At 42.2% G+C, this 13181-nt stretch carries 12 protein-coding genes; 5 read left to right on the plus strand and 7 right to left on the minus strand.

Translation table 11 applies throughout. From position 1 onward, the window contains the following. Positions 1-49: 49 nt before the first annotated feature. Complete coding sequence (locus tag ACMUMJ_RS06440) at positions 50-661, minus strand: LysE family translocator (protein ID WP_414677981.1); 612 nt, start codon at positions 659-661, stop codon at positions 50-52. A 99-nt stretch (positions 662-760) separates the two neighbouring features. Between ACMUMJ_RS06440 and ACMUMJ_RS06445 the strand changes: the two genes are divergently transcribed. The 5 genes from ACMUMJ_RS06445 (at position 761) to pdxR (ending at position 7450) form a co-directional block, all read left to right on the plus strand. Next, complete coding sequence (locus ACMUMJ_RS06445; protein WP_414677982.1) at positions 761-1633, plus strand: LysR family transcriptional regulator; 873 nt, start codon at positions 761-763, stop codon at positions 1631-1633. 105 nt (positions 1634-1738) lie between these two features. After that, positions 1739-2491, plus strand: a complete 753-nt coding sequence (locus tag ACMUMJ_RS06450) for a sulfite exporter TauE/SafE family protein (RefSeq protein ID WP_414677983.1) — start codon at positions 1739-1741, stop codon at positions 2489-2491. Positions 2492-2493: 2 nt separating this feature from the next. Further along, a complete protein-coding gene (safD, locus tag ACMUMJ_RS06455; RefSeq protein WP_414677984.1) occupies positions 2494-3864 on the plus strand; it encodes a sulfoacetaldehyde dehydrogenase SafD in 1371 nt (456 codons plus the stop codon). A gap of 325 nt (positions 3865-4189) precedes the next feature. Continuing rightward, on the plus strand, positions 4190-5578 hold the full coding sequence (locus ACMUMJ_RS06460; RefSeq protein WP_414677985.1) for an aminotransferase family protein: 1389 nt from the start codon (positions 4190-4192) through the stop codon (positions 5576-5578). A gap of 408 nt (positions 5579-5986) precedes the next feature. After that, entirely contained in the window at positions 5987-7450 is a 1464-nt protein-coding gene (pdxR, locus tag ACMUMJ_RS06465) for a MocR-like pyridoxine biosynthesis transcription factor PdxR (protein WP_414677986.1), read from the plus strand. Between the two features lie 163 nt (positions 7451-7613). Here pdxR and ACMUMJ_RS06470 read toward each other — a convergent pair whose 3' ends face one another. From ACMUMJ_RS06470 to ACMUMJ_RS06495, 6 genes are all read right to left on the minus strand, one after another. Then, positions 7614-7859 (minus strand): type 2 periplasmic-binding domain-containing protein, encoded by a 246-nt coding sequence (locus ACMUMJ_RS06470; RefSeq protein WP_414677987.1) that lies wholly within the window; start codon positions 7857-7859, stop codon positions 7614-7616. A gap of 403 nt (positions 7860-8262) precedes the next feature. After that, positions 8263-9399 (minus strand): substrate-binding domain-containing protein, encoded by a 1137-nt coding sequence (locus tag ACMUMJ_RS06475; protein ID WP_414677988.1) that lies wholly within the window; start codon positions 9397-9399, stop codon positions 8263-8265. A gap of 62 nt (positions 9400-9461) precedes the next feature. Further along, a complete protein-coding gene (locus ACMUMJ_RS06480) occupies positions 9462-10568 on the minus strand; it encodes an ABC transporter permease (RefSeq protein ID WP_414677989.1) in 1107 nt (368 codons plus the stop codon). A 15-nt stretch (positions 10569-10583) separates the two neighbouring features. Continuing rightward, positions 10584-11351 carry an ATP-binding cassette domain-containing protein gene (locus ACMUMJ_RS06485; RefSeq protein ID WP_414677990.1) on the minus strand — a complete coding sequence of 256 codons (768 nt, stop codon included), beginning with the start codon at positions 11349-11351 and terminating at the stop codon, positions 10584-10586. A gap of 70 nt (positions 11352-11421) precedes the next feature. Then, positions 11422-12126 (minus strand): hypothetical protein, encoded by a 705-nt coding sequence (locus ACMUMJ_RS06490; protein ID WP_414677991.1) that lies wholly within the window; start codon positions 12124-12126, stop codon positions 11422-11424. Between the two features lie 41 nt (positions 12127-12167). Next, on the minus strand, positions 12168-13100 hold the full coding sequence (locus ACMUMJ_RS06495; protein WP_414677992.1) for an SMP-30/gluconolactonase/LRE family protein: 933 nt from the start codon (positions 13098-13100) through the stop codon (positions 12168-12170). Positions 13101-13181: the final 81 nt, after the last annotated feature.

Here is a 13181-nt window from a genome sequence, read left to right on the forward strand (position 1 = left end):
TGACCTCACTGGAGAAAAAATATTTACGAGTGGTTCGAACACGTAAGCATTATGCTTTCAACGCTAACACCACCCCAAATAGAATTAAGCCCATGCCACAAATCTGATTTATCCTACGACCAAATCGTTGAAAGACATCCGACGCGTAGTTAGATGTAACAAACAACGAAACAAAAGAAAACCAAATACCATGCAGCACCGCAATGTACAAACCATACACAATGACAAACGTCCCGCTGTCATTGTCCGAAGAAATTAACTGACTAAACACACTCAAGAAGAACAACATCGTTTTGGGATTTAAGACATTACAAAGGAGCCCTTCTGTAAAATAATTCAGTTTATTCGTTGTGTTTTTTTCTTCAGTTTGATCATTCACATTAAGCTTAGAGCTAAAAAACCCACTCACACCTAAGTAAATTAAGTAGGCTGAGCCTGCGTATTTCACCAAATCAAACAACACGTCATTCTGTGAAATGAAGTGACTTATTCCAACAATAGAATAAGTCACATGCACACACACGCCTATTCCGATACCAAACGCAGTGAGCAGACCGGCTTTTCTCCCATATTCCACACTGTTCTTAAAAACCAATACAAAGTCAGCTCCCGGGCTGATTACAATAAGCACCCCAAAAACAAGAACACTGATGAGTTCCATAAATCTACCTTTTAGATCGTTAGTTTCGATCTATTGTAAGGATTGACTAGTAAGTTATAATCGAAGAAAACACACACAATACGTGAGAAAAAATCACATATGAGACACCTCAAAGCATTCTATATTTTCCATATTGCAGCAGAGTCATCCAGTTACAGTAACGCCGCAGACACGCTGCATATCACTCACGGGGCGGTGAGCAAACAAATAAAGCAACTAGAAGAGCACTTGTCTCAATCCCTGTTTTACAAACAAGGAAGGAGAATGCATCTCACTAAAGAAGGAATACTGTTAAAACAACACACAGACATTGCATTTAACGCCCTAGAAGTCGGTGTTAATAAACTAAAAAGAACTCAGCAAAATCACATTGAGGTTTCTTGTGAACCCACACTAACCATGCGTTGGCTAATGCCAAGACTATCCAACTTTTATCAGTCATCAGGAATTGATGTAAGGCTTTCTACGGCAGGAGGTCCTATCGTATTAGGTGAAAATAAACTGTCTATGGCAATTAGACGAGACGATTTTGAAATACCCTCTCATTACAAAGCACACAAATTAGTTGATGAATGGGTGGGGCCTGTTTTTGCACCTGAATACTGGCAAAAGATGAAACATAATGTAGAAAAAGTAACCTTACTTCACAGTAAAAGTAGGCCCGAAGCATGGAGTGATTGGTCACACAACGTAAAGGAATTACTCCATTTAAACCAATCCAATCAATACTTCGAGCATTTCTACTTTTGCCTGCAAGCCGCTGCCGATGGGTTAGGTGCAGCACTAGGATCATACCCATTGGTCATGGACGATATAGAGAAAGGACGGCTTGTTGCTCCCTTTGGCTTTTCCCTATCAAAGAAAGCGTATGTGCTTCTGTACCAATCGATCGAACCAGAGAGCAATGAAGCACAGTTTCAGCAATGGTTAACCTTAAATATGGCCTTTTGTCGCCCTGAAAAAATCAGCTAAAGACCACGGCAAGAAACTGGCCCCAATAACTCATCTAACTGGATCTATGCCCCTCCACTGTTTCTTTCTATTCTGATCACCAAACAAAGTCAGAGTAATGCGAAAGTGGATGTAATTGAGTTATCCCTCCTCAATCAAATATGGTTGTCGTTAGAAATCACATTGGCCTCAATGATTACCTCCATTACTGGAATGGCGGGTGGCGTGCTTATGTTTGCTGCCATGAGCGTGTTCATACCTGTTCGCTCACTAGTCGCCATCCATGGCACAGTACAAATATTTAATAACGCTGCGCGTAGCTGGTTTTTACGGCATCACATTCGTTGGGGAATGTGCTTACCGTTTGCCATCGGAGCCGTCATTGGCGCCATAGTCACCACGCTTTTTATCGTTCAATACGTCGGTGAATTTTTTCCTTTATTACTGTTAGTTGGTTTGATTGCCTATACCTTGTTCAAACCCAAACGTATGCCCTCTTTTAAAATCCCTGATAAACACTTTTTCTGGGTGGGCATTGCTACGGGATCTATGGGTATTATTGTTGGAGCAATCGACCCCTTGCTAGCGGTTTTCTTTTTACGCGATGACCTTACAAAAGAAGAAGTCGTCAGTAACAAATCCATGATGCAGCTGTTTGCACACCTCACAAAAATACCTGCTTACTTATTCCTTGGTTTTTCTTTTATCGATAACGCTTACCTCATTATTGTCCTCAGCCTTGCCGCTGTAATTGGGGCTAAGCTTGGTATAATTGTTCTCCGCTATATCAATACGCGCGTCTTTTTCATTTTGATGAAACTGGCATTGCTCATCGCAATGGGACGTCTAATTTATCAACTTGTTCAAATGGGAATGTAACCATGAGCCAGACTTATTCGTTAGTCAATCCGTACAACAATGACGCCTTAGGTGAATATGAATACACAAGCTGGGAGCAGATTGAGCAGCAATTAACACTGCTCGAATCAGGACAAAAAACTCAGCGTAAAACAGCCGCCTTTGAACGAGCAAACACGCTGATGGTATTAGCGGGGTTGTTAAAAGACAACGCTGAAAAAATGGCTAAACTCATTACCATTGAAACAGGTAAGACTATTTCAGACTCACGCGTTGAAATGGTACGCGCAGTCAATGCAACCATTGCCAGCGCAGAAGAAGCACGCCAAATAACAGGTGAAAGTTTAGACTCAGACGCTTATGCATCCGCTGGTGGTAAAATTGGTGTGGTTTGCTGGCGACCACTAGGAACCATTTTTTGTATTACACCATTTAACTTCCCGATTAACATTGCGATGCATAAAATTGGCCCTGCTTATGCTGCGGGAAATGCCATTTTATTTAAGCCTGGTCCACAAAATACAGCGTCGTCTTTGTTCTTGGTTGAGCTGTGCTACCAAGCAGGCATCCCTAAAGATGTATTACAATTCTGTATGCCCGCCATGTCTGATCTTGATCGTCTGAACGGTCACTCTAAAATCAATGCAATCAATTTTACGGGCGGTACAGCGGCCGCTAATGCCATCGCCGCTGCGGCAGGGTATAAGAAATTACTTTTAGAGTTGGGTGGAAATGACCCTTTAATTATTATGGATGATGCGGATCTTAATAAAGCAGCCACTTCCGCTATTAATCACCGTTTCGCTACCGCAGGGCAACGTTGTACTGCAGCGAAACGTCTCTTTATCCACCGCTCTGTTTACGACGCTTTCCGTGACATTCTTGTAGAGAAAAGCGCCAAGTTGAAAGTCGGCAATCCAATGGAAGACGATACCTTCGTCGGCCCGGTGATTCATCAAGCGGCAGCAAATGAAATTCGTCAGCGTATTGAATCGGCCATCTCAGAAGGCGCAACCGTTGCCCTAGGCAATCAATACGATGGAGCGTTTGTTTACCCTACTATTTTAGAAAACGTTAGCGCTGACAGCGAAGTGATGATTGAAGAAACATTCGGCCCTGTTATGCCTTTATATAAATTTGATGATGTGGAAGAAATCATCCCTATCATTAACAATACAGCCTATGGTCTACAAGCGGGTATTTTCAGCAATAACTTATCGGTTATCCGTCACCTGTTTGAAGAGTTGGATGTCGGCACATTGGCCACAAACGATGGCCCTGGCTTTCGCACAGAGCATTTTCCATTTGGTGGCGTCAAAGAAAGTGGTGTCGGCCGCGAAGGCATTAAGTATGCCATCCGTGAAATGAGCTACACCAAGACACTTGTAATTTAGTCATTTCTACCTGCATCAAAACGGGGCATTTTAGAGAAAGAATGCCCCGTTTTTTTCGTTGTTCATCCTTTTATGTCCCTCAAAAAAATCTTCTTTAAATTCAATGTTCTTGGCCTCAATATTAGCCGCAATCTGGTTCTAACAGACACCTCCATAGAAGCGTAATTTTAATGGATTGATTATTGATCGTTTTTTACCTTTTGTTTTTCGTTTTGGCGGCCCTCTATTTCTTGCAATAAAGCTTAATTAGATAAACTGACAAGTATAACGAAAGCCCAGTAGGTAGAATTTGGAATTTACATTTTCACTTTTTAATGGGGCACATATGTCTTACAACGTAAATGATTTTGACTCTTTAGAAGTAACAAACAACGACCGTCAACATGTTTGGCACCACTTGACACAGCACAAACCATTTGAAAAAAATGATCCAATGGTGATGGTGAAAGGTGAAGGCATGCGCGTTTGGGATGCAAAAGGAAACGAGTATTTAGATGCCGTATCTGGTGCTGTATGGACAGTCAATGTGGGCTACGGTCGCACAGAAATTGCCGATGCGGTGCGCGATCAATTAGTCACATTAAACTACTTTGCTCAAACCGCAGGTAACGTTCCGACTGCATTGTTTTCAAAAAAACTTATTGAAAAGATGCCAGGTTTAAATCGAGTTTATTATTCTAACTCAGGCTCTGAAGCCAATGAGAAAGCCTTCAAAATCGTACGCCAAATTGCCCATAAAAAATACGGCGGCAAAAAAAATAAAATCTTGTATCGTGAGCGCGATTACCACGGCACAACCATCACGGCATTAAGTGCAACAGGACAATTTGAACGTCGTGAGCAATACGGTCCTTTTACTCCAGGCTTTGTTCAAGTTCCTCATTGCTGCGAATACCGCCCACAAGAAGGTGCTGATACAGAAAACTATGGCGTTTGGGCTGCAAATCAAATTGAAAAAGTCATTCTTGAAGAAGGCCCTGAAACCGTTGGCGCTCTTTGCTTAGAACCCATTACAGCAGGCGGCGGCGTTATTGAACCACCAGCAGGTTATTGGGCACGTGTTCAAGAGATCTGTAAACAATACGATATTCTATTGCACATCGATGAAGTGGTTTGTGGTTTAGGCCGCACAGGCAAGTGGTTTGGCTACCAACATTATGACATTCAACCGGATATCGTCACAATGGCAAAAGGTGTAGCATCCGGTTATGCCGCGATTTCTTGCACCGTTACAACAGAAGAAGTCTTTGAAGCGTTTAAAGACGATGACCCTCGTTCAGGTTATTTTAGAGACATTTCTACCTTTGGTGGTTGTACTGCTGGGCCTGCGGCAGCATTGGTTAACATGCAAATCATTGAAAATGAAAACTTGTTAAAAAATACAGAAATTCAGGGGAATTATCTAAAAGAGCGTTTGTATCAACTAATGGATAAACACCCTCTAATCGGAGACGTTCGTGGTAAAGGTTTATTTGTGGGCTTTGAGTTAGTAGAAGACCGTATTACGAAAAAACCTGTCGACGAGAGTGTTGTGATGGCCATCGCAGGTCATTGTATGGCTAACGGTGTTATTATTGGCCGTACCAACAGATGCTTCAAGGAATACAACAATACTATTTGTTTAAGCCCATCACTAATCGCAACGAAAAAAGAACTTGATATCATTATCAATGCACTTGACGAAGCGTTAACAGAATTAGGTAACGTATCGTAAATCACGCAGCATAACCAAACGCGTTATTTACTACCATTTCAACTGGGATGGCTATGCACCACTGCCCTCTATAATATCGACCTCCTACTCTTCATGCCATATAGGGGGTTCTTTGCCATTCCAGCTTTTTATTTTGTCTATATTTAAGGAAGGTGCGAATAAGTCTACTAAGACCCGCAGGCATGGTCTAAAAGCCAGTATTCTTTGTTGAGTATCTCGAAAATAGGCCAGCTATTCACATTCGATACTCGCCTCGAATAGCCGGCTTTTATCCACATGCTGAGACAAGAGGACTTATTCGCACCTTCCTTAACTATATCTGCACATTATCAATGTGGCTTAATACTTGCTTTTTGTTGCATAATGTCGAATGTCCTCGGCTTTCTTTTCCACATTAAGGCGTTTCATATGTTCCAGCTTTTTCATCTTATTCAAGGCCAAGGCAGTAGTTTACAGAAACAACTAAGGGAACAAATAGCCACCGCCATTTTGAATGGCAATATTCCATTAGACAAACCCTTGCCATCTAGTAGAAAGCTTGCTCAACAACTAGCGATTGCTCGTAATACTGTCGTCCTTGCCTATGAACACTTGCTTGATGATGGTTATTTGATTGCACGCGAACGTCGCGGCTATTTCGTTAACCCAGATATTTTGGAAGGCCAAGTAAAAGCGCTCGTTCGCCCCATCGATTTAGAAAAAAAACTGCCCAACTGGGAACAACGCTTCAAAATTCGGCCAAGCACTCAAAGCAACATTATCAAGGCGCAAGATTGGCAAACTTATGATTATCCATTTATCTATGGGCAGTTTGACGCAAAAATTTTCCCCAGCGTTAATTGGAGAGAGTGTTGTCGAGATGCGGTCAGCGATTCCGCTGTAAATGACTGGGCTGTAGATAGCCTTGACAATGACGACCCTCGACTAATCGAGCAAATTCGTACACGCTTGCTGCCACGCAGAGGGGTCTGGGCCTCATCCAATCAAATTCTGGTTACCGTAGGATCTCAGCAGTCTTTGTTTATATTAGTGCAACTCTTACTTGATAAGAAGTCCGTTTTGGGTATTGAAGACCCTGGCTATGTGGATGTGCGCAATATTGCCGAGTTGCATCAATGCCCCATCAAAACCTTATCCATCGATCAAGGTGGTCTTATCATTGATGATCAACTCAAAGACTGTGACTTAATTTACACAACACCTAGCCATCAATGCCCTACCACCGTAACCATGCCTCTTCAACGCCGTTATGAGTTGTTACGTCGCGCCTGCGATGATGACTTTTTAATTATTGAAGATGACTACGAAAGCGAAACCAACTTTGATACAAAACCCAATCCTGCATTAAAAAGTTTGGACAATAATGACCGAGTTATCTATATCGGCAGTCTGTCTAAAACCCTCGCTCCGGGTTTACGATTGGGCTATGTTGTAGCATCAGAACAGCTTATTGAAGAGGCTCGTGCATTACGACGCTTAATGATTCGTCATCCAGCGGCAAATAATCAACGCGCCGCCGCCTTTTTCTTAGAGCGAGGCTACCACGACGCGTTGATTATGAATATTGCGCGGAATTACCAATCACGCTGGCGTGCTATGGATGAAGCATTGACCAAACACTTACCAGGCAGTCATGATATTCCAACATTTGGAGGGTCTTGCTATTGGGTGCAAGGGCCTAAAGATTTAAACGCTCAAGATTTACAAAAAAGAGCAAAACAAGAAAGCATATTAATCGAACCAGGGCACATTCACTTCTACGATTCGACCAGTATGAACAATTACTTTCGCTTAGGTTTCTCCTCTATTTCTACCGATAAAATTGAACCAGGTATTGAGAAATTGGTTCGCATTATAAAAAGCATGGTTTAGCTCTCGTAATACCCCACCCTGTTTTGTATTCTTATAAATCGCCTCTTGATTGTAAAGGCACAACCAAAACAAGGATACGTGTGCGACTCAAAACATTTTTTTGCCACGCTACCAAGGAAAGTATGCATCATGCCCTTTTCATGCGTCCCCATAACAATCAAATCTACCCCCTGATAGAATTACTCAACACATGAAAACCACTAAACGTCCAACCCAACATACGAACACCAGAATCTCTGATTCTATTCGCGGATAAATCATCCCCAACAGGGGACATTACCGTTTTAGCTGCTTGATCTACGTTTTCAAAGATATACAGTAAAGAAAGAATGCCCACCGCTGTGGAGAAAGGCGCTAGGTTATCACTCGTTAATTTAGAGAAAACCAAAGAACCCAAAGGAAGTTTCATTTCTTGATCTATTATGGTGAAAACTTTAATTGGTAATTAAATACAGTACTGTATTATCTAAAAAATAGAAAAATTCCGCACCAAAAAAGCGCTATCAAAAGACGCATACAGCATAATAAGACTGATAACTGATAACTGATAACTGATAAGTATAATGAATAAACAGACTGACGTATTTCTCGTTTACGAATAACAGGAATCATTTGAAAGACGCATTCTTCTAGAAGAGGGATTAAAGGCCGTTATTTTAATTATGAATGTTAAATTGTAGAGGGGTAAAAAAGAAAAAAGCCTCTAAAAAGAGGCCAAGAATAATAGGAGGTAAAATAGCTGGCTTGGTAATTTAAGGAAGCCAGCTCTTATACACTCACATTAATGAAGCAAGAGTGAACGGTATTTCAGCTTAACGTTTCAGTGCATTAATGCCAGAGAAACGGAACGCTTCTTTTTGCAAAGCATCCAATTCACTGTTGGTCATCTTGTCATGGGCAACCGTGATACGGCCTAAGAAAACCAGAGGTAATTCATCTCGACGACCTTCAAGATCGGCTCGAATGGCTTCTGCGGTTGCTGCGCCTACATCATCACCCATACGCATAGGTGTTGCATTCAATTCACCACGGCGAATCGCATCCAACTCAAGGCCTGTTCCACCCCAACCTGTAGAGAAGATCTCTTTGTGCTTATCAGCTGCAACCAGGGCCTCAGAAGAGCCCATTGCCATCGCCGTATTCGCATTATGAATAACCGTTACTTCTGGATAAGCTTGAACAATACGACTTGTACCATCAAATCCACCAGAGTTCTGATATTCACCGTAATGTTCATACGCTGTCTTCCATCCACCACGCGTATTTACACACTCTTTAAAATCACCAGAGCGTTGGTTATCAGTAATGCCCGGAATGCCTCGGACTAACGCATAAGTAACATCGTTACCTAGACGATCTAACATGTATTCACAGATCTTGATCGCACCATACGCAGAAGAGAAATCAAACCAGCCAGCGGGTTGCTTTTCTAAAAACTTCAACGGGGTATGAAATGCCCAAACATAAGTAGAAAACCCCTCTGTTTTAGACAATTTTTCAATGTTATCGCCTTGGATAGCCAATTCAGATGGGCCAAAAATCACATAATCATAAAGATCCGCATCTTGAACAATTTGCGTTGCATAAGTTGATTGCAATGAATGCTCAACTTGACGAGATGCAAATTCAGTCGTGTTGTAGTTAATACCCAACTGATCCAAACGCTTTGTCATCGCCAAATAGTTACGTGCCCAAAAGTCAGATGTATCCGCTGACGGATAAATCAGTGCAATTTCAAGAGGCTTGTCTTGTGTACCTTGGTACTTCACCGCAGGTCTGCCTGTCACGTCTTGCAAGGCTTCAAGTCGGCCCGGTACATTCACTTGCTCTGGTAGCCAATGCTCACGATCCTCATCATCGGGTAATACTTTTAAAGGTAAATCAACCGCCATTGTAGAAACGCTGAACACGAAGACACCTAAACCAACAATCGTTGAAAGCTTTTTCATTATATTTTCCTCAATTTTTATTTTTGATGTTGCAGAAAACCACATTAAATAAAGCTGCGCTGCTACACGCCGCTGGTGGAGAAACCTAAACCGAAAAGTAAGAGTAGTGCCGCAATTAATAAACCCGAGAGTCGAAGTAGCCGCATATTGTCTGGAGTGCTCATGGCCGCCAAGAAGCCCTTCGCACCGTCACGATCTTTTTTCTGAATCCAAGTATAAAAAGCAACCGATAAGATAATCACCACACCCGATGCAACCGACTGCCAGAAGAACTCAATGCGCAACGTAACCAGAGCATTGATCATCATAGAAAGCAGTAAGACACCAATAAAGGAACCGAATATGGATGCACGACCACCAAATAAAGACGTCCCACCTACAACAACCGCTGCAATGGTATGCAGGTTAAAATACGGTGCCGATGTCGCTTGCACAGCATTTAACTTCCCGGTCAGCATTAATCCCGCCAAACCCGCCATCGCACCCATTAACATATAGGCATAGATTTTATGTCTATCAACCGCAATGCCCGTCATCGCTGCTGCATCAGGGTTTGATCCAATAGCAATCGTATAACGACCAAAGTACGTACGCTTCAATAAGAAGTAGCCAATCGCCATGGCTAGTATACCGATAACAACCGGGACAGGTAAGAAACCAGAGATTTCACCACGACCAATATCGGTGATCAAATCTGGGAATCGTGCCAGTACTAATCCTTTCGCGATCACCAGTGCAAAGCCACGGTACACAAGATCCATCGCTAGCGTACCAATCAAATCAGGCACTTTTAATTTAGTAATTACCAAACCGTTAATTAGACCAAACATACCACCTAGAAGCAGAGCCACTAACACAGCAATCAGTGGGCTAAAATGGTATTGCTTGATCATAAAGGCCATAATGATGGCAGTTAGCGCCGCAACAGAACCGATGGATAAATCAATGCCTCGTTGCGTGATCACAAAAGTCATTGCCATCGCCATTGGCATGTATAACGCCGCTTCTAGCAGAATAATATTGATATTGGACGGTCTGAAATAACGCGCTGGATCCGCGACGGCCATAAAGGCCATGATCAATCCGATCATTGCAAGAGGCCCTAATATCGCCATATACGGCTCAAGTCGGTCACCTATCGTTTTATTGTTATTTATTGCTGAAGGCATGAAATCATCTCCTCGTTATGCCGCCGCATCGTTCGATGCACCAACGATTAAACCCAATACTTCTTGCGTGGTTGACTCGCTGGTCTTAACTACACCAACACACTTACCACGACGCATCACATGCACGCGATCCGATATGGCAAACACATCATCAAGGGAGTGAGAAATTAAGATAACCGCCAAACCTTGTTCACGAAGTACTTCGATCAATTTGAGGGTACGCGCAGTTTCTTGAGGACCTAACGCCGCTGTGGGTTCATCCATCACTAACACTCGCAGATTTTCGTGATAAACCACTCGTGCAATCGCAATGGCTTGGCGCTGCCCACCAGACAGACTGTCTGTTGGTGCGTCGATATCTCGTAACACCACACCCAAACGCTCTTTTAATACCCGCTCGGCTTCGCTTTTCATTTTTTCATTATCAAGGTACTTAAAGCCCATAAATGACTTAGTTAACTCAGTACCCAAAAACATATTCGCAGCAGGGTCAAGATAATCGGCTAATGCCAATGTTTGATACACCGCATCAATACCTTTTTCTATCGCTTCAGAATGGTCATTCATCACCAAGGTTTCACCGTCTAAAGTAATCTCACCTGTTGTTTGTTGATGAACACCCGTTAATACTTTTATGAGCGTCGATTTACCCGCACCGTTATCGCCAACAATGGCCAGCACCTCACCGGCATAAGCGTCAAGGTCAACGCCCTCTAACGCTTTCACACCACCAAAATGCTTGGTAATTCCACGCATAGTGATCAATGGCTTTTTATCTGACATACCTAGTTACCTCGTTCTTATAATTCTAGTAGCACTACACTACTTGGTACGTTAAGAAGGTTTTTAGTCTTTACTCAACATGAAAACTCAATCGCTTTTCTTGTTTATCGACAACCAGATTTTCACCTACACATATCTCAGTAGGAATTAATCCGTTTAAGCTCCCTGTCATAAAGAAATACTCTTTGCCTGTGTAATCACGGCGCATGCACTCCAATACACCCGATTTTAAAAGTGCTCGTTTTTCTGAACAAAGGTCATTATCACGCAGCGTAAAGTCGTATTCTGTTGAACCATTTCCCACTTTCAAGGTGAAGCTGCCCTCTACTGGTTGCTCGGAAACAATGATTCCATAGTTAAAATAAAAATCGCACGCTAAGTAGCTGTTTGGATTAATTTGAGGTCTGAGCATTTCGATGCTGCTATGTGGTGATTGGTTCTCAATCGCCGCATCTAACGCAGCATCGGTTTCAAACGCTTCGTCTGTAGTCGGAACATAGAATGGAAAACACAGCTCCATTTCGATGCCCGATATATCTCGTTGTCTGATTTGCGTGCTGTTAGGAGAAAAAACTTGAAAGTCAAAGATCGGAGACAAAATAACAACACCACTGTCTTCCACTATTTTCCATCCAGCGATTTGCGCACCTTGTTGGCAAATATCTGCAATCAAATGGTCTTGAGACTCACAAATTGCCTGATAATTTTCTCGAATTGACGGGAAAACACCAAGTTCAAAGCGAGTTAATGCCTCAGAATATTTTTCAAAATTCATAAATTAAATACCTATTTTATAAAACGCTAGACTGCTAAAAACTAACGACTTGCCAAAGAGGCTTTGGTGTTTAGTCGAATACGATAAATAGAGGTAGAGGCGGTCACATACAAAGTATGTCCGTCATGATTACTAGAGTGATCTGCAGCAAATGTGCAGTTAGAAACTTTTTCAGGTACGTATATTTTGCCTAATAAAGTACCATCCTGATGATAAATTTGGATGCTGTCTTCTGAAGAGGTGTATAACCAACCCTCATTATCCATTCTGAAGCCATCCGCTAACCCAGGAGATACGTCAGCGAACCGTCTTTCATTTGTTAATTGATACCCATGCACAACATCAAACACATTAATATGGTGGTTGCCAGAGCCATCTTCTCTTAATGCCGCCGACGTATCGGCAATGTATAACAGAGATTCATCTGGAGAAAATGCTAAGCCATTTGGCTCTTCAATGCTGGAACAAACAACCGTCAATTCTTGCGATTGAGGATCAAAACGAAAAACAAAATTTCCCTCTTGCTCCGACTCCGCTTTAAAGCCCTCATCATCCGATAAAATGCCATAAGGTGGGTCTGTAAACCAAATCGTTCCATCGGATTTAACAACTAAATCATTAGGTGAATTCAAACGTTTACCAAGATACCGATCAACTAAAGTAGACACTTCGCCAGTTTGCAGATCTGTTTTGATAATAGACCGCCCACCATGACTGCAATGCAAAAGATTTCCATCTAAATCTAAATAATGCCCATTGGTAAAATTAGAGGACTCTCGCCACACGGCCATACCCTCATTCGCCGTCCAACTTAATATGCGATTATTTGGGATATCACTCCAAAGTAAAGTTTGTTGTGACTCTAGCCAAACAGGGCCTTCACTCCAGATAGCTCCTGTGCATACTTTTTCAAGTTTAGAGTCAGGAAGTAAGATCCGCTCAATTCTTGAATCAAATGTTTCAATCGATAACATCACATACCTTCTGTATTTGTCTGTTATAGAAAAGCTTCTGACACGCTTTACATCAGCGTAAAACGTGTCTTAGTGAAGGGC

Source organism: Marinomonas phycocola, assembly GCF_047525455.1.
Lineage (GTDB): Bacteria > Pseudomonadota > Gammaproteobacteria > Pseudomonadales > Marinomonadaceae > Marinomonas.